Source organism: Flavobacterium anhuiense (assembly GCF_900101855.1).
Taxonomy (GTDB): Bacteria; Bacteroidota; Bacteroidia; order Flavobacteriales; family Flavobacteriaceae; genus Flavobacterium; species Flavobacterium anhuiense.
The window spans coordinates 190,831-215,624 of the sequence record NZ_FMVC01000004.1; the positions used below are offsets into that span (position 1 = coordinate 190,831).

17 protein-coding genes and 1 tRNA gene are annotated in these 24,794 nt (G+C 34.4%); 12 read left to right on the plus strand and 6 right to left on the minus strand.

The window, feature by feature from the left end; genetic code table 11:
* Positions 1-122 precede the first annotated feature (122 nt).
* From BLP44_RS11985 to ypfJ, 6 genes are all read left to right on the plus strand, one after another.
* Positions 123-473 (plus strand): four helix bundle protein, encoded by a 351-nt coding sequence (locus BLP44_RS11985; protein ID WP_091133210.1) that lies wholly within the window; start codon positions 123-125, stop codon positions 471-473.
* 64 nt (positions 474-537) lie between these two features.
* Complete coding sequence (locus tag BLP44_RS11990; RefSeq protein WP_091133212.1) at positions 538-1,227, plus strand: RluA family pseudouridine synthase; 690 nt, start codon at positions 538-540, stop codon at positions 1,225-1,227.
* Positions 1,228-1,302: 75 nt separating this feature from the next.
* Positions 1,303-2,631, plus strand: a complete 1,329-nt coding sequence (locus tag BLP44_RS11995) for an aldehyde dehydrogenase (protein ID WP_091133214.1) — start codon at positions 1,303-1,305, stop codon at positions 2,629-2,631.
* A gap of 121 nt (positions 2,632-2,752) precedes the next feature.
* Positions 2,753-3,559: a hypothetical protein gene (locus BLP44_RS12000; RefSeq protein WP_066033993.1), complete on the plus strand. Its 807-nt coding sequence runs from the start codon at positions 2,753-2,755 to the stop codon at positions 3,557-3,559.
* 89 nt (positions 3,560-3,648) lie between these two features.
* Positions 3,649-7,701, plus strand: coding sequence for a PAS domain S-box protein (locus BLP44_RS12005; protein ID WP_091133216.1), 4,053 nt, complete (start codon positions 3,649-3,651; stop codon positions 7,699-7,701).
* A gap of 155 nt (positions 7,702-7,856) precedes the next feature.
* The gene (ypfJ, locus tag BLP44_RS12010) at positions 7,857-8,711 is read left to right on the plus strand and encodes a KPN_02809 family neutral zinc metallopeptidase (protein ID WP_091133218.1); all 855 of its coding nucleotides are present in this window, start codon (positions 7,857-7,859) and stop codon (positions 8,709-8,711) included.
* A 236-nt stretch (positions 8,712-8,947) separates the two neighbouring features.
* On the opposite strand, the gene BLP44_RS12015 is transcribed toward ypfJ, so the two are convergent.
* From BLP44_RS12015 to BLP44_RS12030, 4 genes are all read right to left on the minus strand, one after another.
* Positions 8,948-9,021: transfer RNA gene (locus tag BLP44_RS12015), tRNA-His, on the minus strand.
* A gap of 79 nt (positions 9,022-9,100) precedes the next feature.
* Positions 9,101-9,817 carry a bacillithiol biosynthesis deacetylase BshB1 gene (gene bshB1 / locus BLP44_RS12020; protein WP_091133221.1) on the minus strand — a complete coding sequence of 239 codons (717 nt, stop codon included), beginning with the start codon at positions 9,815-9,817 and terminating at the stop codon, positions 9,101-9,103.
* 84 nt (positions 9,818-9,901) lie between these two features.
* The gene (locus tag BLP44_RS12025; RefSeq protein ID WP_091133223.1) at positions 9,902-10,969 is read right to left on the minus strand and encodes a chorismate-binding protein; all 1,068 of its coding nucleotides are present in this window, start codon (positions 10,967-10,969) and stop codon (positions 9,902-9,904) included.
* A 3-nt stretch (positions 10,970-10,972) separates the two neighbouring features.
* A complete protein-coding gene (locus tag BLP44_RS12030) occupies positions 10,973-11,404 on the minus strand; it encodes a PaaI family thioesterase (protein ID WP_091133225.1) in 432 nt (143 codons plus the stop codon).
* 266 nt (positions 11,405-11,670) lie between these two features.
* On the opposite strand from BLP44_RS12030, the gene BLP44_RS12035 reads away from it, so the two are divergent.
* The 6 genes from BLP44_RS12035 (at position 11,671) to BLP44_RS12065 (ending at position 23,095) form a co-directional block, all read left to right on the plus strand.
* Positions 11,671-13,182, plus strand: coding sequence for a hypothetical protein (locus tag BLP44_RS12035; RefSeq protein WP_091133226.1), 1,512 nt, complete (start codon positions 11,671-11,673; stop codon positions 13,180-13,182).
* 320 nt (positions 13,183-13,502) lie between these two features.
* Positions 13,503-15,347, plus strand: a complete 1,845-nt coding sequence (locus BLP44_RS12040) for an endonuclease (protein WP_091133228.1) — start codon at positions 13,503-13,505, stop codon at positions 15,345-15,347.
* A 386-nt stretch (positions 15,348-15,733) separates the two neighbouring features.
* Positions 15,734-19,387, plus strand: a complete 3,654-nt coding sequence (gene purL / locus BLP44_RS12050) for a phosphoribosylformylglycinamidine synthase (RefSeq protein WP_091133232.1) — start codon at positions 15,734-15,736, stop codon at positions 19,385-19,387.
* Positions 19,388-19,646: 259 nt separating this feature from the next.
* Positions 19,647-20,081: a hypothetical protein gene (locus BLP44_RS12055; protein ID WP_008468558.1), complete on the plus strand. Its 435-nt coding sequence runs from the start codon at positions 19,647-19,649 to the stop codon at positions 20,079-20,081.
* 178 nt (positions 20,082-20,259) lie between these two features.
* Complete coding sequence (locus BLP44_RS12060; protein WP_091133234.1) at positions 20,260-22,038, plus strand: AMP-dependent synthetase/ligase; 1,779 nt, start codon at positions 20,260-20,262, stop codon at positions 22,036-22,038.
* A gap of 142 nt (positions 22,039-22,180) precedes the next feature.
* Complete coding sequence (locus BLP44_RS12065) at positions 22,181-23,095, plus strand: phytanoyl-CoA dioxygenase family protein (protein WP_008468553.1); 915 nt, start codon at positions 22,181-22,183, stop codon at positions 23,093-23,095.
* A gap of 6 nt (positions 23,096-23,101) precedes the next feature.
* Here the strand turns inward: BLP44_RS12065 and BLP44_RS12070 are convergent, their stop codons facing one another.
* Both BLP44_RS12070 and BLP44_RS12075 read right to left on the minus strand, forming a co-directional pair.
* Entirely contained in the window at positions 23,102-23,647 is a 546-nt protein-coding gene (locus tag BLP44_RS12070) for a 3'-5' exonuclease (protein WP_091133236.1), read from the minus strand.
* A gap of 188 nt (positions 23,648-23,835) precedes the next feature.
* The gene (locus tag BLP44_RS12075) at positions 23,836-24,339 is read right to left on the minus strand and encodes a hypothetical protein (protein WP_008468549.1); all 504 of its coding nucleotides are present in this window, start codon (positions 24,337-24,339) and stop codon (positions 23,836-23,838) included.
* Positions 24,340-24,794: the final 455 nt, after the last annotated feature.

Below are 24,794 nucleotides of genomic sequence, written 5' to 3' on the forward strand. Positions count from 1 at the left end.
ATTTTTAGACATACTTAGACTTCTTAGATATTGCACTTAAATTCATTTAATTGCGCAAAATTCTAAGAAGTCTAATTTTTTGAAATCTTGAGCTTCTGCCAAAACTATCAATAATTTAAGCCATGCATCAATTTAAAGAGCTTTTGATCTGGAAGAAAAGCAGATCATTTTGTTCTAAAATTTATTCTGTAACAGCCACATTTCCTAGTGAAGAAAAATTTGGAATAATAAATCAATTAAGAAGAGCTTCTGTATCAATCCCTTCAAATATTGCAGAGGGCTCTTCAAGAAATTCAAATAAGGATTTTGCTAGATTTTTAGAAATTGCTATCGGATCAGCCTATGAAGTTGAAACACAACTTTTAATTTCATCTGATTTAGGATTTATAAATGAAGAAAGTACAACTGAACTAATTAACTTACTGGAAGAAATCACTAAAATGACATCCCGATTTAGAGCGACGTTATTATAAAATCAAAAGAATCAGTCAAAATCTAAGAAGTCTAAGTATGTCTAAAAATCTAAGCAAGTCTAATATGAAAATTGTTTCCACCAAAGATAATTTACAAGTACTTCACGAAGACAATCACATCATTGTGGTTAATAAGCGTGTGGGCGATATTGTTCAAGGCGATAAAACAGGCGATAAACCTTTGTCTGATGTTGTGAGAGAATATATCAAAGAAAAATACAACAAACCTGGTGATGTTTTCTTGGGTGTGATTCATCGTTTGGATCGACCTACAACTGGAATTGTGGTTTTTGCGAGAACTAGTAAAGCTTTATCGCGAATGAATGAGTTGTTCAGCAATCGTGAAACTAAAAAAACCTATTGGGCTGTCGTAAAGAATAAACCACGTGAAGCATCAGCAAAATTGGTTCATTATTTAAAACGAAACGAAAAAAATAATACTTCAAAAGCACATTCAAAAGAGGTGCCTGATAGCAAATTAGCCAGTTTAGATTATACGATTATCAAAGAACTTCAAAATTATACGGCGCTCGAAATCAATTTGCATACAGGACGTCATCATCAGATTCGTGCTCAATTAAGTGCCATTGGTTCGCCCATAAAAGGAGATTTAAAATATGGCGCAGACCGAAGCAATCCAGACGGCGGAATTCATCTTCATGCCAGAAAACTAACTTTTGTGCATCCTGTTTCTAAAGAAAACATAACGATTGTCGCGCCGACACCAGACGACCCAATTTGGAATGCTGTATGATTTTTATGATTTAATTGTTAAATTTTTAAATTTTATCAATTAACTTGCATAGGGAAAATTCAAGTTAATCGGAAAATGGATTATAAAAATAACATCGGATATCGAAAGGAAACTCTAAAAAAGTTATTGTATAATATTCAAAAAAGCGAAGATTTAATCGTAAAAGCTTTATACGATGACTTTAAAAAACCTGAGTTCGAGGCTGTTTTGACCGAAACCAATTATGTCATTTCAGAACTCAAAGATGTTATAAAAAACATTAATAAATGGGCCAAACCTGAACGCGTTTTTCCTTCACTTTTAAATTTTCCTTCTAGCGATTATCTTTATAAAGAACCTTATGGAGATGTATTGATTATAGCGCCTTGGAATTATCCTTTTCAGCTTGCTTTATGTCCGTTGATTGCTGCGGTTGCTGCAGGAAATAGAGTGGTTTTAAAACCTTCTGAACTTACACCTCATACCTCGGCCATAATTGCAAAAATTATAGAAAAAACTTTTCATGTTAATCACGTCGAAGTTTATGAAGGCGGAATCGAAGTTTCTAATAAATTGCTTGCACAGCGTTGGGATTATATCTTCTTTACTGGAAGCGTTGCTGTAGGTAAAATTGTTGCAAAAGTGGCAGCAGAAAATTTAACTCCAGTTATTTTGGAATTAGGCGGGAAGAACCCATGTATTGTTGATGAAACTGCCAACTTAAAACTTGCCGCAAAACGAATTGTCTGGGGAAAATTCATTAATGCCGGTCAGACTTGCATTGCACCCGATTATATTTTGATTCAGAAAAATATGAAGGTTAATTTTATTTCTTACTTAATTGAAGAAATCATTAAAGCTTACGGCAAGAAAATTGACAAATCTCCTGATTTTGCGCGAATTATAAATACAAAAAACTGGTACCGACTCACCAATATGATTCAAGACGAACATATTTTATTTGGCGGAGAAAGTGATGCCAACAAACTTTATATTGCGCCAACACTTCTTGAAGAGCCAGATTTGGACAGTCCAGTTATGAAAGAAGAAATCTTTGGCCCAATTCTGCCTATTCTGGTTTATGAAAATGAAAATGACATCGAAAAGGTTGTCAGCCGCTATGAGAAACCTCTTTCATTTTATATTTTTAGCGAAAATAATTCATTTACAAAGAAATTAATTTCAAAATACTCCTTTGGAGGCGGTTGTATCAACGATACTGTTGTTCATTTTTCTAATAATAGACTGCCTTTTGGTGGTGTCGGCCATAGCGGAATTGGCGCTTATCACGGTAAACGAAGTTTCGATACATTCTCTCATCATAAAGCAATTGTGAAAAAAGGAAATTGGCTTGATTTGCCTATGCGCTATGCGCCTTACAAAGATAAATTGGCTTCGATAAAACGAATTTTAGACTGGCTATAAATCAGTTAAAAACATTTCGCAATGTTTTGTAGATTTTTATATGGTATTGATTAAAAATATTATATTTACGTCAAGATACCTTTAAAAATGTTATAAGTCTATAAAACAATTATAAATATAAATGAAATCTACACTTGACCAAATTGAGGACATTAAAAAAAATGGCTTTTCCCTTGATTTTTCTTCCGTTTTCAATCACGCTTTCGAAAACTATAAAAAAATAGCTCTTTATTCGGGACTTATCATTTTGGTCTTAGCCATTATCATTGTGATGGCATATATGGGAATATTGATCGCCTATTTTGGAATCGAGAGCCTAAAGCAAGATTATCTAAAGGAATTCACAAATCAAAATTTCACAGGTGTTGAGCTTTTAGTTCAAACTATTGGATTTTCTTTGTTAGCAGCATTAATAGCTCCTTTTGGTGCAGGATTTTTAAAAATGGCAGATTCTGCAGATAAAGACATTGAATTTAATGTCTCTACGATGTTCTACTATTACAAAGGAAAATATTTTGCACAGATTTTCGTCGCAGCTATTATCACGGCTATTACAGGAAACTTGCTTTCAAATTTAATTAGAAGTTTAAATATTCCATTTGGAGAACTTATTGCATTTGCAATTCCCTACATTATATCTTATTTTGTTTATTTGTCAACTCCTCTAATTATTTTTGGGAATTTGACAGCAATAGAATCCTTGAAAGCAAGCATTATCATAGTTACTAAAAATCCACTAAACATATTCGCATTTTTTATCATAGGTTTTTTAGGTGCTTTGGTAGGACTTGTGGCATGCTGTGTAGGAGTAATATTTACTGCGGTTTTTAATAGTTCAATGCAATATGCTACATATTTTGCCATTTTTGGAACACATTCTGAAGAAGAAGATTCAATTGATTCAATCGGAAAATACAATGTAGATTAAAATAGAAAATTCTTAATTATAAAGAACCTAACCACTTCTTTTTAAGAATTCTCAAAACGCTATTTACTTAACCAACATACCCAAATTCTATGGCCGCAAACTGTAGTTTTTTCAATTCGGTTATCTCAGGAATTTCTGCCAGCGGAAGTGCCTTTGAGTCAATTATGACCGGATGGTATGTGTTTAATTCTGATATCATTTATTACAACAATCATAAACTTGTTGTTTTAGGATTATCGCTTATTGCCTTTCTTTCGCTCTTAGTTTACCAGTTTTTTAAAATTAAAGCTAAAATTGGGTATTTCATTGAAAAAAAGAAAGAGCAGGAAACCGTAAGCAAAGAATACCAACTTTATATTCTATTTTTCGGTATTGCGGTAATTGTTATCGAAATCATCAATGAAATTTTCAAAATCAGACCCAAAAGCCTTTTATTGGTAAATGTCCTGATTGGTATTTTTGTTCTGATTATTTACGTGATAACAAACAAAATCAAATGGGTGAGAGATAAAATCCAGCAGATTTTTATTTCCTGTTTTTTTATTTATATCAGTTATGTCGCCTATAATATTGTCACCTTACGAAATGACGTAGTACCTATAATTGTTTTCCTGATCTCATTTTTCTTTTCGTACAACATTCTCAAACCCATAAAAATTTATTGGTCTTTTGTTGGTTTAACATTTACCTTTTTAATTGCTACTTTATTATTTCATCTTATCCCAATAAAGTCTTCTATTTTATTGCTTAATTTCTGCATCCTAATTTTCATTATAAATCAAGTTAAATATGCTGTCTTATTAAACAATCGTGACAATTTTAGGTTTGCAAATGAAATAGTTCACAAAGGCAATTCGCTTACCATAGCCTCAAATCAAAAAAGCGAAATTCTTTTTTGCAGTGAAACCATTACTCCCATTTTAGGATATCTGCCTGATGAAGTGATGGGATTAAAATTCTGGGAGCTAACCCAAGATTCAGAAGAAAAATTAGACCCCATTAAAAACCACGAAAACAAGCTGTACATCAGAAAATTAAAAACAAAAATTGGCGAATACAAATACATCCAATGGAAAGATAAAAAGTTCTCAGAAGATTTAATAATTAGTATTGGGCAAGATGTTACAGAGCAGATTATCGTTCAGGACCAATACAAAAATCTAATTCAGACCGCAACCGATATTATTTTTGAAATTGATGCAGAAGGATATTTTACTTTTATGAATGAATTTGGTTTTTCGATTCTTGGTTACACTGAAAATGAAATCATTAAAAAACATTATTCCAATTTTATTCATGAACATTATATTACTAGTGCTGTAGATTTTTATGAAAATTTAGTGCTGAATGAAAATAATTATCCCATTATCGAAATTCCAGTTCTGAAGAAAAATGGCGAAGAAGTATGGATTTCGCAAAAGATCATTGTACGTAAAAATGATCTGGGATTAACGACTGGTTTTTCTGGCATTGCAAGAGATATTACTGAAAAAAAGAATATCGAAAATGAGAAAAAAAAGCGTCTTAAAAAAATTGAAGCTTACAATAATTCGACCAAAAAATTATCGACTACGGACTTTAGCAAATACAATGAATTAAACACCATTATTGATTTAATACTAAAAGAAGCAGCCACAATTAGCGACGTCAATCGTGTAAGTTTTTGGAAATATGACAACGATCTCATTACCTGTAAAAATCTTTTTAGCCTTGACAATCAAAGCTTAAACGATAAAAGCATTTTAAAGAAAGAGTCCTATCCTATTTATTTTGAAACACTGAACAACAAAGCGATTATAAATGCTCCAGATGTATTCAACAAATTAGAAACATCTGAATTTCAAAAACTTTACTTTACAAAAAACAACATAAAATCGATGTTGGATGTTCCTATTTTCCTAACGGGACAATTGGCAGGTGTGGTCTGCTTTGAAAGCACCGAACAAAAACGCGAATGGGATAATGAAGACATTAATTATGCAAGAACTATCTCAGATGTAATTTCGCTTGCCATTTCCTCACAAATGCGATTGGAAGCAGAAAGAAAATTACAGCTTAAAAGCCAGCTTTTGTCTGCACTTTCTTTATGTACCGAAAAATTCCTGCTAAGCAAAACCACACATCAGATGTTTGAGGAAACCTACAACATTATTGGAAAAGCAGCCAAAGTAGATCATATGTATTACTACGAAAAAGATGCCATTTACAATACTGTAAGCCAAAAATACAAATGGTCTCGCGAAGGGGTTACACATCAGATTACACCTTTGCGTTCTATGACCGAAGAAAATCTGCGAGAGATTTATGATGCGGCATCGCAGAGAAAAATCCTAAATACGCTAACTCGAAATCTTAATGACGGTTTTTTCAAAAAGCTTCTGATCGATAACGAAATTCAGTCAATTTTAATTTTACCGATTTACATAAATGATATTTTTACTGGTTTCATTGGTTTTGATGATTGTACGACGGAAAGAAAATGGTCTGAAGATGAAATTAATATCTTTCAGGTTTTGGCCAATAATATTTCGTCTGCATTAGAAAGAAACCGAAATGAAACTAAAATTATCGAAAGTGAAGAAAAATTCAAATTGATTGCCAACAACATTCCTGGAACGGTGTATTTATCGAAATTTGATGCTTTCTCAACCAAAATATTCTTAAACGACGAGGTTTCGAACCTTACTGGATATTCAAAATCCGAATTTATTGAAAATAATTTGTCTTTTCTATCGTTAATTCATCCTGAAGACAAAGAAGAAGTAATTAACAATCAAATCGATAATCTCCAAAACGGAATGCCTTTGCATAATGTATACCGCATTAAGCGCAAGAGCGGCGAGTATATTTGGATAGAAGAATTTGGAGACGTAATTAAGCGAGATGATGAAATTGAATTTGTTGGCGGAATCTATTTTGATATTACAAGCAAAAAAGAAATCGAAGACGCTATAAAAGCCAAACAATTGGCCGAAGCAGCAAACAAATCAAAATCTGACTTTTTAGCCAATATGTCGCATGAAATTAGAACTCCTCTAAACGGAATTATTGGTTTTACACATTTATTAATGAAAACAGATTTAGAGGAAATTCAAGAAAAATATATGACGACAATTAACCAATCGGCTCATTCTCTTCTTGAAATTATTAATGACATTTTAGATTTCTCAAAAATTGAAGCTGGAAAATTAGAGCTCTTTATTGATTTATATGATCTCAAAAAAATCTTAGGGCAAGTCTTTGATTTAATTGTCTACGAATCCAATAAGAAGAATCTCGAACTTGAATTGAATATTGACCCTGAAGTTCCAAAATATATCTGGACCGATATTGTCCGTCTGAAACAGATTTTGATTAATCTGCTTTCTAATGCGGTTAAATTTACAATTGAAGGTTCCATCAAATTAAATGTTTCCGTTTTAGAAAAAAAACACAACAACAACTGCGTGATTCGCTTTGCTGTAATTGATACAGGCATTGGCATTTTGGAAAAAAATCAACAGAAGATTTTCAAAGCCTTTTCTCAGGAAGACAGCTCTACGACTAGAAAATTTGGAGGAACTGGACTTGGTTTAACCATATCCAATCAATTATTAGCTTTAATGGAAAGCCGTTTACAGCTAGAAAGCAAAATTGATGAAGGAAGCACTTTTTTCTTTGATCTGAATTTAAAAACGAGTAACCAAAGCATTAATGACAAATACAATGCAGAACTTAAAAGTTTAAATATCAATCTTGATTCTGATGAAATTGAAACAAACGGCAGCAATATTACTTTTCTAATTGTTGAAGACAACAAAGTAAACATGCTTCTTCTTAAGACCATTATAAAAAATCTTTACAACAACGCTTTTATTTTCGAATGTGAAAACGGTTATGAAGCCATTCAGCAATTTGAACAAATTAATCCAACCATAATTTTTATGGATATTCAGATGCCGATTATGAATGGATATGAAACTGCCAAGGCAATCAGAAATACTAAAAAAGGACGAGATGTTCCAATAATTGCTGTTACCGCAGGTGCAGAAAAAGAAGAACGCAACAAATGTATTTCTGCCGGAATGGACGATTACATTTCTAAACCAATTATGAAAGGAAGTGTTGAAGAGGCTTTAATTAAATGGCTAGGTAATTTTTAGTTTTTAGTCTCAGTTGCAGTTTTCAGTCACACACTATTTGCTGAGAGTGAAGACTGCGTCCGAAAACTAAACATAAATATCTTTACTCTAAAATTTATCATAAAAAATCTATAAATTCGTACAACGTTTCAAACAAAAACAAAAAACAATTCAATATGAAATGGAAAGGCAGCAGACAAAGTGATAATGTAGAAGATCGAAGATCTATCTCTGGTGGCGGTAAAGCCATAATTGGTGGTGGCGTAATTGGTATTATTGTTTTACTTCTGAACCTTTTTGGAGGTGAAACAGGTCAGCAGATAGCTCCTATTTTAGAACAAATGCAAGGCGGACAAGGCCAGCAGACTGAAGCCGCTGCCCCATTAAGCAAAGAAGACGAAGAAATGGGGAATTTTGTTAGGGCAATGCTAGCTTATAATGAAGATACATGGACAAAAATTTTTACGCAACATGGCATGACTTATGAAAAACCAAAATTAGTACTTTTTAAAGGAGCCGTACAAACAGCCTGCGGTGGAGCATCTTCGGCCTCTGGGCCGTTTTATTGTCCTGGTGATCGTAAAGTGTATATGGATTTGGACTTTTTTGAAGAATTGAAAACCAAATTTGGTGCAAAAGGAGGTGATTTTGCCATAGCTTATGTAATAGCCCATGAAATTGGCCACCATATACAAACTTTGATGGGAACGTCTTCAAAAATGCGCCAGGAACAGCAGGGAAAAAGTGAAGCCGAAGCTAATAAATTATCCGTAGCTTTAGAGTTGCAAGCAGATTTTTATGCAGGAGTCTGGGCTCACGACAATCAGGAAAAACTTGAGGCAGGAGATATTGAAGAAGCATTAAGTGCAGCTAGTGCCGTTGGAGACGATGCCATTCAAAGCAAAATGCAAGGACACGTTGTTCCCGATTCTTTTACACACGGCACTTCAGAACAAAGAATGTATTGGTTTAAAAAAGGTTATAAAACAGGTGACATTACACAAGGCACTACATTTGAAGAAATTCGATAATACATAAACCAAATATAATAACCACAAGAAAAGCACAACTTAACAGTTGTGCTTTTTTAATTTCCAATATTCTAAAACCCAAACTCCAAACTCTTTGAGATTAGATACAAATAAAAAATTCCAAATTTCAAACTGTAGTGAGTTGGAATTTGGAATTTCAAAAATTGGAATTTTACTTTTTTAGTTTTCGTCAGAAAACAAAAAAAGCCTTGAATTTCTTCAAGGCTTTAAATCTGGGTGGCTGACCGGGTTCGAACCGGCGACCCGCGGCACCACAAACCGCTACTCTAACCAGCTGAGCTACAACCACCATTTTTCTGCTTAGCGAGTGCAAATATAGAACAAAGGTTGAGTTCTACAAAGAAAAAAATGAAAAATTTTTATAAAAATTAAATCAAATTTTCTAAGCTATTGACAGCCAAACATCTTTCAACTGTAAAACCTTCTGCAAAATCTTTCCCAACTAGTCTTCCTAGGTCTTGCGCACGATAATTTAGGCTCTCAAAAAAGTTTTTACTCGTAATTGGCGTTGCAGGTTCATTCGAATTAGGATCATAAAATTGAGTTTTGTAAGCCATAATCGCTTCCACTTTCTTTTCTTCAAAACCTGTAATATCCACAACGAAGTCTGGGGTAATGTTTTTCCATTGAATATAATGATATACTACTTTTGGTCTCCAAGCTTCTTGTGCCTCGCCATCAATCGAAGTTTTGATTTTCATCAAACCAGACAAAAAGCAAGCATCAGAAACGAGTTTGCTTCCTCTTCCGTGATCAATGTGGCGATCGTCAATTGCATTGCATAAAACAATCTCAGGTTTATATTTACGAATCATTTTAATGACCTCTAATTGATGCTTTTCGTCATTTACAAAAAAACCATCACGCATGCGTAAATTTTCACGTACAACGACTCCTAAAATTTCCGCTGCATCTTTTGCTTCCTGATCTCTAGTTTCCGCAGTTCCACGAGTTCCCAACTCACCACGAGTTAAATCTACAATACCTACTTTTTTACCAAGTGATACTTCTTTTAAAATGGTTCCGGCACAACCCAATTCTACATCGTCTGGATGCGCGCCAAAGGCTAATATGTCTAGTTTCATTATCTATATTTAAGTCACAGTTGACAGTCGCAGTATTCAGTCTCAGCAAAACTGAAAACTGTGACTGCGACTGTAAACATATTTTTAAGTTATTTTCAATACTCTTTTCATCGTCATTGATTTGTTGACGCTTTCTTCCCATTCTTTTTCCGGAATGCTTTCTTTTGTGATGCCGCAACCCATATACAGAATTGCTTTTTCTTCCTGAATCTGCATGCATCGTAAATTTACAAATAAATCAGAACTTGCATTATTTCCTGCAAATGTGCTGTTTAATTCGCCTAAGAAACCCGTATAGAAAGTTCTATCGTAATTTTCGTTTTCCAAAATAAATGCTTTCGATTTCTTTTTAGGAAGTCCGCAAACGGCTGGCGTAGGATGCAAAGTATCGATAACTTCTTCTAAAGTTGAATTATCTTTTAAAACACCCGAAATATCCGTTTTAATATGCCAAATCGATCCTGCTTTCAAACTGTAAGGTTCAGAAACCACTACAGAAGCCGTAAATTCTCGAAGGCGTTTTACAATAAAATCAGTCACAAATTGCTGCTCGTCTTTTTCTTTCTGCTGCCAAACAATTTCCGTTTGCAGATTATCTTTCTGTGTTCCCGCCAAAGCCATGGTTTCAAAAACATTTCCGTTTGCTTTTAGCAGTTTTTCTGGTGTGGCTCCCATCCAAAGCCCTATTTTTGGGTGAAAGAAGCAATAACAAAAAGTGGCTGGATATAACTGAACCAAGTGCTGAAAAGTTTCAATACAATCAAATTCAGCCAAAGGCACTTCTTCACTTCTTGATAAAACTACTTTTTTGAATTCTTCATTTTTGATGGCCTGAATTCCCTGAGCTACTAAATATTCATATTGAAATTTAGCTTCAGAATCAAAACTCAAATCATCAATTTCTATTGGAGCAAATGAGGTTTCTTCTTTATTAGCAGTAATAACTTCCGATTCACTTTCTGGAATTAGGATCAATTGTTTTTCATCAAAAGAAGCAAAAACAAATCCTTTTTCGCTGTAATCAGAAACCGTATTTAAATTATTATTTTGCTGTAAAATCCCAATGTAGTTTTCTGAATTGGGTTTTGAATAAAGCACAAAGGGTAAATTTTGTTCTTTATGATTTTTAATTTTTAAGAACAATGCATTCATAATTTATTCACTTTTCTTTCTTTCCAAAACCATATTAGTCAATTTGCAAAGCGAAACCAAGTTTCCTGCTTCATCAGTAATTTTAATTTCCCAAAGATGAAGACTTCTTCCTTTGTGGATAATTCTGGCAGTACCAAAAACATAACCTTCACGAATACTTTTTAGATGATTTGCCGAGATTTCAATACCTCTTACCTCCTGCTCTTTCGGATTGATAAAAAAGAAAGAAGCTGCACTTCCAACACTTTCTGCCAAAGCTACAGAAGCGCCGCCGTGCAATAATCCCATTGGTTGATGAACGCTTGGATTTACAGGCATTTTTGCAGTTAAAAAATCTTCTCCGGCGTCGATATATTCAATTTTCAGCGTTTCCATTAATGTGTTTTTAGAAAACTCATTACAGCGCGCTAAAATCTGTTCTTTTGTATAATTCATTAAAATAAACTTTAAAAACGTAAAATTAAAGAAAGATAAGACACAAATCGAAAAATCGGATTCTAAAATTAAAAATCAATTATGAACTTGTCAGTTTTTTGCTATTTTTACAAAAACAATCCAAATCAATCTTTAGCTTTTTGCCACTCCCGATAGCTATCGGGATACACAGATTGAAAAGGTTTTTTATCTACAATTTATTCGCCACTAATTCACGAATTATTTCAAATAAAAATTCGTGAATTAGTGGCTAAAAAAGAAATTAAATGCGTCAATACTTTATACTCTTCATTTTCGGAATAATTATAACTTTCAGTTCTTGCAGAACTGACTTTGATACCGTTGCCAGCACAGGAGATTTAAAGTTCTCAAAAGACACGGTTTATTTGGATACTGTTTTTAAAAATATTGGCTCAAGCACGTATCAATTAAAAGTTTACAACCAAAGTAAAAATGACATTTCGATTCCGATTGTGCAATTTAAAAAAGGTTTGAATTCTAAATATAGAATGACTGTTGATGGAATGACGGGCAACAACGGGAAAATTTTTCAAAATGTTACACTTTTAGCAAAAGACAGTTTGTACATTTTTATAGAGACAACGGCAGATATCACAGACGCAAATCCTGATGATTTTTTATATACAGACGAAATTCAATTTGACAGCGGAGCCAATCTGCAAGAAGTGGCGCTGGTTACTTTAATTCAAGACGCTGTTTTTTTATATCCAAATCAAAATCCTGACGGAACCAAAGAAAAAATCAAAATTGACGGAAAAGATGTTGACGGATTTTATTTAAATGAAAATGATCCTACAAACGGAAATGAGCTTCTTTTTACAAATGACAAACCGTACGTTATTTATGGTTATGCTGGAGTTCCAGAAGATAAAACCGTGATTTTTGAAGCCGGCACAAGAGTTCATTTTCACGCTAATTCTGGCTTGTATGTTAGCAAAAATGCTTCTCTAGAAATAAATGGAACAGCTTCAACAAGTGATAAATTAGAAAACGAAGTTATTTTTGAAGGCGATCGTTTAGAATCGCTTTATTCTGACATTCCAGGACAATGGAAATCGGTTATTTTTGAAAAAGGGAGCGCCGATCATTCGATTAATCATTTGACTTTAAAAAATGCTGTTATTGGTTTAGATTTTAGAAGTCCTTCAATCACAATAGAAATTAAAAACTCGCAGATTTACAATTGTGCTGAATACGGAATTTCGGCTCAAAATGCTCAAATTGTCGGAGAAAATATAGTGATTAATTATGCTGGACTATCAAGCTTGGCTTGCGTTTATGGCGGAAACTATCAATTCACGCATTGCACTTTCAACAATAATTGGCCTACAGCTTCACAATTTTCTGTGAGCTTAAGCAATTCTTTGGCTGGAGCAACGCCAGAAACCAATCCGTTGACACAGGCTACTTTCAACAATTGCATTATTTACGGCTCAAATACCAACGAATTTAATTTGAGCAAAAATACTAACACGCCATTTGTTTATCAGTTAAACAATTGTCTTTTAAAATTCAGCAGTTCGACAACAAACCCAGATTATCAGTTCAAAACTGATACGGAACATTATAACAACATTATTCTGAATGAAAATCCGAAGTTTTATAATGTTTCTCAGAATAAGTTTAATATTGATAAAACTTCTGCCGCTTTCGCGAAAGGGAATCAGGCCTATATAATTCCAACAGATATTTTAGAAATTACAAGAACTTCTCCACCAGATTTGGGAGCTTATCAGAGTCAGGATTTCCCTAAATAATGGTTTTGCCACGAAGGCGCTAAGACACAAAGTTTTTAATCTCGCAAAGTCGCGAAGTCGCAAAGATTTTGTTTTGCTTAAAATTAAACTTTGCGACTTAGCGACTTTGCGAGAAAACTTGACAAAGAAATTCTAAAAAAAACTTTGCGTCTTAGTGCCTTCGTGGCAAAAAAAAACTCGTAAGAAAATATATCCAAAATTAAACATCACTTAACGCAACGCATTCATAAAAGTAGTAGATTTGTTATAATACATTTTTAAAAACTTAAAAATCAAGTTTTTAAAATAGTTTTCTCAACCAAATCTTAAAACTATTAATTATGAAGAAAAACTACTTTTTACTGTTATTGATGTTTACTGCAATTGGTTTTGCTCAAATTCCGTCAGAATATTACAGCACTGCAACGGGAACGGGCTACACTTTAAAAACTCAATTGTACAATATTATAAAAGGCCATACAGATAACGGTTATGCTGGATTGTACACCACTTACCAAACTTCTGACGTTGATAATTTCTATGAAAACGACGGAACCATATTAGACATGTATTCTGAAAATCCATCAGGAACAGATCCATACACTTACACAACGGGAACCACTCAAAGATGCGGGAATTATTCTGTAGAAGGAGATTGCTACAATAGAGAACATATTATTCCGCAATCTGTTTTTAGCGAGCAGTCACCAATGGTTTCCGATGCGCATTTCATAACTCCAACTGATGGAAAAGTAAACGGAATACGTTCCAATTATCCGCACGGAAATGTAAGTTCCGCAACCTATACTTCTCAAAACGGAAGCAAATTAGGATCAAGTGCCGTTTCTGGATATTCGGGGACTGTTTTCGAGCCAATCAATGACTTTAAAGGCGATATTGCTCGAATGTATTTCTATTTTGCAACTCGATACGAAAACACGGTTGCGGGTTATTCTTATGCTATGTTTAATGGCACAAGCAACCAAGTTTTTACAACCGCTTTTTTAAATATGCTTTTGGCTTGGCACGCGCAGGATCCTGTAAGCGCAAGAGAAATCGCTAGAAACAATGCCGTTTATGCAAGACAAAACAATAGAAATCCATTTATTGATCATCCAGAATATGTAAATCAAATTTGGGGCGGAACTCCATCTGGAGATACTCAAGCACCAACTGCACCAACGAGCTTGGCTTCAACATCAAAAACAGCCACTTCAATTACGCTTTCGTGGACAGCTTCTACAGATAATGTAGCAGTTACGGGTTATGAGGTTTATGCCAATAGTGTTTTAAAAACAACAGTTTCTAGTACCACCACAACAATTACAGGTTTGACTGCTTCAACAGCTTATTCTATTTATGTAAAAGCAAAAGATGCAGTTGGAAATACTTCGGCTTCAAGCAATACGATTTCAGTTACAACCAATAGCAACGGAACCGGAACTGCAACCGATCTACTTTTCTCTGAATACATTGAAGGTTCTGGAAATAACAAAGCTTTAGAAATTGCAAACAATACTGGAGCTTCTGTTAATTTATCTGCCTATACAATCAAAAAACAGACAAATGGCGCAGGTTCTTGGAGTACAGGTTTAGCATTGAGCGGAACTTTAACAACTGGAAGCAAATTTGTAATTGTAAACAGTTCTATGTCATCAAGTTGTTTTTCTACAAGTGCTGCCAATATTTCGACCACTGCAACCGAACTGACTTTTAATGGAAATGATGCTGTAGGTTTATTCAAAAATGGCGTTCTAATTGACATTATTGGAACTTTCAATGGCGGAACAGCCAATTTTGCGATAGATGTTACATTAAGAAGAAAATCGACTGTGACTTCTCCTAGCACAACATTCAATTTAAGTGCACAATGGGATTCCTATTCACAAGACACTTGCAACAACTTAGCAAGCAAAATGGTTCAGGCTGCTGAAATCGAAGAAGAAGTCATTGCAGACGAAATTGCAATTTACCCAAACCCTTCTAATGGAAATTTCAATATTCAGCCAGGAATTGTAGATAGTCCTTATTCGGCTGAAATTTTCTCATTCTCTGGTCAAAAAGTATTCGAAAAACAAAATACGACTTCTCCAGAAGTTTCGGTACATAATCTTTCAACAGGAATCTACATTATTAAAATTATAAAAGGAGAAAAAACAGCATTTAAAAAGGTCATTATTAATTAAAAATTAGATTTTCATCAACCAAAAAAGCGACAAATTGCCGCTTTTTTCATAATCTGTGAAAGATTTTTCTTTAGAAATGTATTTTTCATCACTTTCTGCATTTCGTAAATTTTGCAAAATTGCCCTATTGTAAACGTCAAAATTGTGCCGTTTTATTTTTGATTTTTTCCTTTCTAAAAGTTTAATATTACAGAACATATCAAAAAAGAAATTTTAATAAAACATTAAATTTCTCGAAGGACCGAAACCTCTTGATATTGCGTCTTTTTGGTAGAAAAAATGCAAGAAAAAAGCAATTTCATTTTTTTTGAAAAGAGATGGTTTTCAAATTTGCGCTTACTATTTATTTACATTAAATTTGCAGCTCAATACAACAAACTACACAAATGATCCATTTCTTTGAAAACCAAAGCAAAACTGTTTTTGCCGTACAAACGCAAAACGAAATTTCAGCTCAAGACATTTCAAAATTAAACTGGCTTTTTGCCGATGCGAGTAAGATCGAAAAATCTGCATTGACAGGTTTCTTTGTTGGGCCTCGCGCAACCATGATTACACCTTGGAGTACAAATGCTGTAGAAATTACTCAAAACATGGGAATTTCTGGCATTATCAGAATCGAGGAATTTCATCCTGCAACGGAAGATTTTACTGATTTTGATCCAATGCTTTCTCAAAAATTCAACGAATTAGATCAAGAAATCTTCACTATCAACATTCAGCCAGAACCAATTCTAGAAATTGATGATATTGCTGCTTACAACAAAGTAGAAGGTTTAGCTTTAAGCGAAGAAGAAGTAGAATACTTAAACAATCTTTCGACTAAACTAGGAAGAAAATTAACTGATTCTGAGATTTTTGCTTTCTCTCAAGCAAACTCAGAGCACTGTCGTCACAAAATCTTCAACGGAACATTTGTGATCGACGGAGAAGAAAAACAAACTTCTCTTTTCAAATTAATCAAAAAAACATCTCAGGAAAATCCTAACGATATTGTGTCTGCTTACAAAGACAACGTTGCTTTTGTAAAAGGGCCAAAAGTGCAACAATTTGCACCAAAATCGGCTGATAAACCTGATTTTTACGAAATAAAAGAATTTGATTCTGTAATCTCATTAAAAGCAGAAACACACAATTTCCCAACAACAGTTGAGCCTTTCAACGGTGCTGCAACAGGTTCTGGAGGAGAAATTCGTGACCGTTTAGCTGGAGGTCAAGGATCTTTGCCATTAGCTGGAACTGCTGTTTACATGACTTCTTACTCTCGTCTAAAAGAAGACAGAAAATGGGAAAATGCAGTTGAAGAAAGAAAATGGTTGTACCAAACGCCAATGGATATCTTAATCAAAGCTTCAAACGGAGCTTCTGATTTTGGAAATAAATTTGGTCAGCCGCTTATTACAGGTTCTGTTTTAACTTTCGAACACGAAGAAGAAAACAGAAAAATTGGTTACGATAAAGTAATCATGCAAGCAGGTGGAATTGGTTACGGAAAATTAGATCAATCTATCAAACACAAACCAAAAGAAGGCGATAAAATCGTAATTCTTGGAGGTGAAAACTATAGAATCGGAATGGGTGGTGCTGCAGTTTCTTCTGCAGATACTGGAGCTTTCGGTTCAGGAATTGAGTTAAATGCCATTCAGCGTTCAAACCCTGAAATGCAAAAACGTGCTGCAAACGCGATTCGTGGTTTGGTAGAAAGCGATAATAACCCAATTGTTTCTATTCACGATCATGGAGCTGGAGGACACTTAAACTGTCTTTCTGAATTAGTGGAAGAAACTGGAGGTTTGATCGATTTAGATAAATTACCTGTTGGAGACCCTACTCTTTCTGCAAAAGAAATTATCGGTAACGAATCTCAAGAAAGAATGGGATTGGTTATTGGTCAAAAAGATATCGATACGTTGCAAAGAATTGCCGACAGAGAGCGTTCGCCAATGTACGAAGTTGGAGATGTAACGGGAGATCACCGTTTTACTTTCCAATCAAAAACTAACGGTTCAAAACCGATGGATTATGCTTTAGAAGATTTCTTCGGAAGTTCTCCAAAAACAGTTATGACTGATACTACAGTTGACAGAAAATATGCTGATGTTGCTTACAATGCAGCAGATTTCGAAACCTATTTAAAAGACGTTTTACGTTTAGAAGCTGTTGCTTCAAAAGACTGGTTAACAAATAAAGTTGACCGTTGTGTTGGAGGAAAAGTGGCGAAACAGCAAAATGCAGGTCCTTTACAATTACCATTGAATAATGTCGGCGTTATGGCTCTAGATTATTTAGGAAAAGAAGGAATTGCAACTTCCATCGGGCACGCTCCTATTGCGGCTTTAATTGATCCAGTTGCTGGATCTAGAAATGCTATCGCAGAATCGTTATCAAATATTATCTGGGCTCCAATTAAAGATCAGCTAAAAGGAGTTTCGTTATCGGCAAACTGGATGTGGGCTTGTAAAAACGAAGGCGAAGATGCTCGTTTATACGAAGCGGTACAAGGATGTTCAGATTTTGCAATTGAATTGGGAATCAATATTCCGACAGGAAAAGATTCGCTTTCAATGAAACAAAAATATCCAAATGATGAAGTAATTGCGCCAGGAACGGTTATTATTTCAGCTGCAGGAAACTGTACCGATATCAGAAAAGTTGTTGAACCTGTTTTACAGAAAAACGGAGATTCAATCTATTACATCAATTTGTCTCAGGACGATTTCAAATTGGGAGGTTCGTCTTTTGCACAAATCAGAAATGCAATCGGAAACGAAACTTCTACCATTAAAGATGCTTCTTTCTTCAAAAATGCATTTAATACAGTTCAGGAATTAATCGGCGAAAGCCAAATTTTAGCAGGTCACGATATCGGAAGCGGTGGTTTAATCACAACTTTATTAGAAATGTGTTTTGCTGATGTGAATTTGGGTGCTAAAATTGATTTCAGCGCTTTCGCGGAAAAAGACGTATTGAAAATCCTTTTCGCGGAAAACATCGGAATCGTTTTCCAAGCTAAATCTGATGCAACTGTTGAAGCTAAATTGAAAGCTAACAATATCGAATTCTTCAAAATCGGTTCTGTAACTTCTACAGCTACTTTAGAAGTTGGAAATTGGAAATTGGACATCCCAACTTATAGAGATGTTTGGTTTGAAACTTCTTATTTATTAGATCAAAAACAATCTAAAAACGGAAGAGCTCAAGCACGTTTTGAAAACTATAAAAATCAGGTTTTAAATTATACTTTCCCTACACATTTCACAGGAAAGAAACCAGAAATCGACAATTCTAAACCAAGACCAAAAGCAGCTATTATCCGTGAAAAAGGAAGTAATTCTGAGCGTGAAATGGCAAATGCTATGTACTTGGCAGGTTTTGACGTAAAAGACGTTCACATGACGGATTTAATTTCTGGTCGTGAAACGCTTGAAGATATTCAATTTATTGGAGCTGTTGGTGGATTCTCTAACTCAGACGTTTTAGGTTCTGCTAAAGGTTGGGCTGGAGCTTTCTTATACAATGAAAAAGCAAAAACAGCTTTAGATAATTTCTTCAAAAGAGAAGATACTCTTTCTGTCGGAATCTGTAACGGATGCCAGTTGTTTATGGAATTGGAAGTAATTAATCCAGAGCACGAAGTTCACGGAAAAATGCTTCATAACGAGAGCCAGAAACACGAAAGTATCTTTACTTCTGTAACTGTTCAAGAAAACAATTCGGTTATGTTGTCAACTCTTGCTGGAAGTACTTTAGGAGTTTGGGTTTCTCACGGAGAAGGTAAATTCAAATTGCCTTTAGCAGAAGAAAACTATAACATTGTTTCTAAATATGCTTACGAAGGTTATCCTGCAAACCCAAATGGCTCTGATTACAACACAGCTATGATGTGTGATAAAACAGGAAGACACTTAGTAATGATGCCTCACATTGAACGTTCTACTTTCCAGTGGAACTGGGCGCATTATCCAAAAGACAGAAATGACGAGGTTACGCCTTGGCACGAAGCTTTTGTTAATGCCAGAAAATGGATTGAGAAAAACTAAAAAATATATTTTTACCAGAAGCGCCCGAACTTTATCGGGCGTTTTTTTGTCACAGATTAAAAAGATTATCACAGACTACAGATTTTAAAGAAAAATTACTCGAAAATCAGTTTTCTACGGAGTAAAAACTTACCTAAAACAAATAGTTTCATTCTTGTATTTTTAAGCCTGCATTCTATAAAAAAAATGGATTATATTCGCCCAGAAAAAAATCAGCCACTCGATTTTTTCAGCCCAAAAACACTTAAACCTACATAGAATGAAATTTTTAAAATTACTTTTTGCTTTCAGCTTATTCTTTGCTGTTACCACATCACATTCACAAGTTCACGTAGATCAAATTACCCACAATTCTAAGGAACGTTATATTACTACGACTATCGGATATCCAGTTCCGGGAACTTATGCTCCTCTAAATCAAAAACAGCCTATTACAGTTTTAAATCCAGACGGCACAGGTTTTATTCAAGCCGAAGATTTAAGCAAACAAAAAATCAATTGGGGAATAGAATGCACAGAAGAAGGCGTTCCTGTTTTCAAAGAAGGATTCAATAGCGCCTCTTATACTTTCTGGTATAGACCAAATGATAGCGAAGAATGGTATTATTCTCAATTTTCTATTCATTTTGCCAAGAAAAAAATGTTTTTAATGGGAGAAAGAGTAAAAGAATATGAAGATTACAACGTTCAGTAAATAAAAAAAAGATACCTTCCCATTAAATATTTCTTCATTTTTGACAAAATTTCCTATCAAAAAGAAAACGTTTTCGTTGATTTTTAATAGTCTCTATAAATTTTCCCATAAAATTTCATTAAATAAAAAATCATACCTAAATTTTATTTAATTTGCAATCAAATTCAATATATTAAACATGGTTTCAATCACACGCCTTTTTGATTTTCCCTATTATCAACAAGAAACTTACAATCTTCCAGTTGCTCTTGCAACCAAAAAAAATGGAGTCTGGGAAAAAACATCTAGCGAGGAATATATTGCAAAAGCAAATGCTATTTCGAGAGCATTATTGCGTATGGGCGTTCAGAAAGATGATAAAATTGCTTTAATTAGTTCAAATAACCGTACTGAGTGGAATATAATGGATATTGGTATTTTGCAGACTGGTGCGCAAAATGTTCCTATTTATCCAACAATTGCAGAAGAAGATTACGAATATATTTTAAACCACAGCGGCAGTATTTATTGCTTTGTTTCTGATGAAGAAGTTTTACAGAAAGTAAATGCAATTAAAGCCAATGTGCCTTCTTTAAAAGAGGTTTATTCTTTTAATGAAATTGCGGGATGCAAACATTGGTCAGATTTATTGGTTTTAGGTGAAGACAAAAGCAATCAAAGCGAAGTTGAAGCCAGAAAAGACAGCATTAAGACTGACGATTTAGCCACAATTATTTATACTTCTGGAACCACAGGAAGACCAAAAGGAGTTATGCTTTCGCACAAAAATATTGTGTCGAATGTTTTAGACAGCTCGCCAAGAATTCCGTTTGATCCAGGAAAAAGCACTGCATTGAGCTTCTTGCCTATTTGCCATATTTTTGAAAGAATGATTTTGTACATCTATCAATACTATGGTGTATCGGTTTATTTTGGAGAATCTATTGACAAAATCAGTGATAACTTAAAAGAAGTACGTCCAACTGTAATTACAGCTGTACCAAGACTTTTAGAAAAAGTTTACGATAAAATTTATGCTAAAGGAGCCGAATTAACAGGAATCAAGAAAAAACTATTCTTCTGGGCTATCGATTTAGGTTTAAAATACGAACCATACGGAGCAAATGGTGCTTGGTATGAATTTCAGTTAAAAATTGCCCGTAAATTGATCTTCAGCAAGTGGAAAGAAGGTTTAGGCGGAAATTTAGACTTGATGGTTTCTGGAAGTGCTGCTCTACAGCCACGTTTGACAAGAGTTTTTGCTGCGGCAGAAATTCCGGTTATGGAAGGTTACGGTTTAACTGAAACGTCTCCTGTAATTGCCGTAAACGATCAAAGAAATAGAGGATTTAAAATTGGAACTGTCGGAAAACCAATTCGTAATCTCGAAGTTAAAATTGCCGAGGACGGAGAAATTTTATTAAAAGGCCCGAACGTAATGTTAGGCTATTATAAAGATCCTGAGAAAACTGCAGAAGCTGTTATAGACGGTTATTTCCATACAGGAGATATTGGAGAAATTGACAGCGAAGGTTTCTTAAAAATTACAGATCGTAAAAAAGAAATGTTTAAAACTTCAGGAGGTAAATATATTGCGCCGCAAATGATTGAAAATGCCATGAAACAATCTCGTTTTATTGAGCAGATTATGGTTATTGGTGAAGGTGAAAAAATGCCAGGAGCTTTTATTCAGCCAAACTTTGAGTTTGTAAAAGAATGGGCAAAAATCCACAAAATTACTTTAGGAAATACAGATGCAGAAATTAGTGCAAATCCAGAAGTAATTAAACGCATTGATGAAGAAGTGGAAAGCATCAATAAAAAATTCGGACACTGGGAGCAAGTAAAACGTTTTGAACTTACTCCAGATGTTTGGTCTATTGATGGCGGACAGCTTACTCCAACTTTAAAACTAAAACGTAAAATCATTAAAGAAATTTATAAAGATCTTTACGCTAAAATCTACGGAAACAATTAATAAATCAGAATAATATAACCAAACGAAAAGGCTGTCTCAATTGAGACAGCCTTTTTTAGTGTTAGAAAACAGGTGTTTTTACTTTAAATACCCAGCCATAAATCCTGTATTTTAGCTTATTGTCTTTTATAACAAAAAAGCTATGCCTTGGAATACCCTTGAACAATTATGGAAACGCACTGTTGATCCTCAAAATGCTGATCTCGGTCAAACCAACTGGAACAACGAAATCAAAACCTTGTATCAGCTAGGTATTGGTATGGAAGATGCTTTGCAATTTTTATATTTCGAAAAGCCAGATTATGAATCTTTTAAAATCTGGATCAACAACCGAAAACGTGATATAGTAATTGAACCCGAAGATTTAACCGACAATGTTTTATCCGAAGAAGATCTAGAATTCTGGAACCAAAATGGCTATGTAATCGTTAAAAATGCTATCTCAAAAGAAGACTGTGAAGACACTCAAAAAGCTATTTGGGAATACCTAAAAATGGATCCTAATAAAAAGGAAAGCTGGTACGAAAGCCATGAAGATCTAAAAGGCCTTATGCTTAATTTTTCTGATCATGAAACTTTAAATCGGAACCGTTTTTCTCCAAGGGTAAAAAAAGCGTATGAACAGCTTTATAAAACCACTAAAATTTACAAAACGATTGACAAGGTAAGTTTTAATCCGCCTGAAACAGAGAATTTTAATTTTCTGGGAAGTCCGCTTCATTGGGATATGAGTTTGAAAAAGCCGTTGAGTTTTGGCCTTCAGGGCTTGCTTTATTTAACCGATTGCGGACCAAATGATGGCGCTTTTCATTGTGTTCCGGGTTTTCATAACCAAATTAATCAGTGGCTTGACGAACTTAAACCTCAAGAGAATCCGAGAGAAAAAGCCTTGCAGACACTGCAGTCGAAACCAATTATCGGGCAAGCAGGAGATTTTATCATTTGGCATCAAGCGCTTCCGCATTGTGCGACACCAAATAATGGTGAAAAACCGCGAATGGTTCAATATCTCACTTATCTTCCAGATGATTATAATGCAGCTGGAGAGTGGATTTAAACCATTCTAGTTTTTCAAACACCAATGCAAGATTTTAGCGATGTTTTTAGCATCATCAATACCGCGATGGTGTGTTCCTTCCAATGGAATATTCAGCAACTGTAGAGCGCCATTCATTCCTGTCGACCTCTTCAAGCCAAACTTCTCGGCAAAATGTTCTTTTACATTGATATGCTCCTCTCCCATCGGATATGGAATGCCAAACGATTTACACTGTTTTGTCAGCATATTCAAATCGTACTGCCCATAACTTGCCCAAGTGTACAAATCTGGATTGTATTCGTCGATTAGCAAATCAACAGCTTCTTCAAAAGAAACTCCATTTTTATCCAGTAAATCTTGAGTAATAGTCGTCAGTTCAGTACAAAACGGACTAACATGAGAACGTTGTGGCTTTATCAGAATCCCCTTGTTCTTAGAGATTTCTCCCGTCCCAGTATCTAAGACTGCTAATCCGATTTCAATAATTTCATTCTGCTGTCCCCTCGGGACTGCGCCTTGCCAACATGTAGCTTCTAAATCGATAATAATAATTTTATCTGTTGTTTTCATTTTTTTAATTTTTAATAATTGTTTTATTTAACCGCAAAGAGCACAAAGGTTTACGCAAAGGAACGCTAAGATTAGTTTCACGCTCCCGATAGCTATCGGGATTGCAAATTTGAGCAGATTTTTAATCCTTTTAATCTTTATAATCTGTGGCTAAAAAACTTTGTGTCTTAGCGCCTTAGTGGCACTCCCTAGAAAAACATGCTTTTGAAATCTAGAAAGAAGTTTCTTTTCTTAGACTTCTTTTCATGCTTTTCCTTTTTAGCAGATTTCTTTTTTTCAAGAACTGCTTTAGCTTTCTCAATCCGTTTAACTGGTTTTATTTCTTCAGTTTTAGACATTTCGTAGAACTTTTTAAAAGGACGTGGTTCAAAATCAACCAAAATAGCTGCCATGTTTATAGCGTCAATGTTTGACGGATCTGTTTCTCCTTTGAAGAAAGTTTCGATAGGTCTGAACTTATCCTTTTTCTCCTTAAACTTATTCTTTTTACTATGATCGAAATCTAAGCCCAATAGGTTGCTGAAGACGTTCAAGTCATCCTTTGTTGGGTTGTTTTCGAAAATTAGCCAGCACAAATCACGAAGTTTTCCACGAGAAGGCTTGTACAAGTAATCAAAGTATTTACCTTCTTTTTCTATTTCGTATTTTTTTCTAATTGCTTTTTTGTATTTTTCTAGTGTATTGTTTTGCATGGTATTTTTTTTTTGTAATTCTTGGGAATCTCAGGAAATCGAAGGCTTTTCTGGGAAATCCAATATCACAAAAGTTTAAAAGCACCCTTGCTTTACCAGAGAAATATCTCTACATGATATATATGGTTTCCCGAAAATGTACCTTTTCATTCCATAGGAAAATGAGCTTCAAATTCATTTTTCCAATTGAGGCAAATGGCGACTCACTAAACTCCATTGCATCTGTTTGACCACCGTGGCCCGACGAATATCCTATTTCTTGATTCATCCTTAAATTTTTATTGTTAAACATAAACTGTCAGTGTTTACCACTAACGGTCCCTACTTTTTACTTCATTACTATTTCTTCATGAACAAATATTACAATTGTTCTGCGCAGTTATTTTGCGTATTTCTTTCTCTTGCCGCTAAGGCGCTAAGACACAAAGTTTTTCTTTTTTATCTTTTCTTAAATC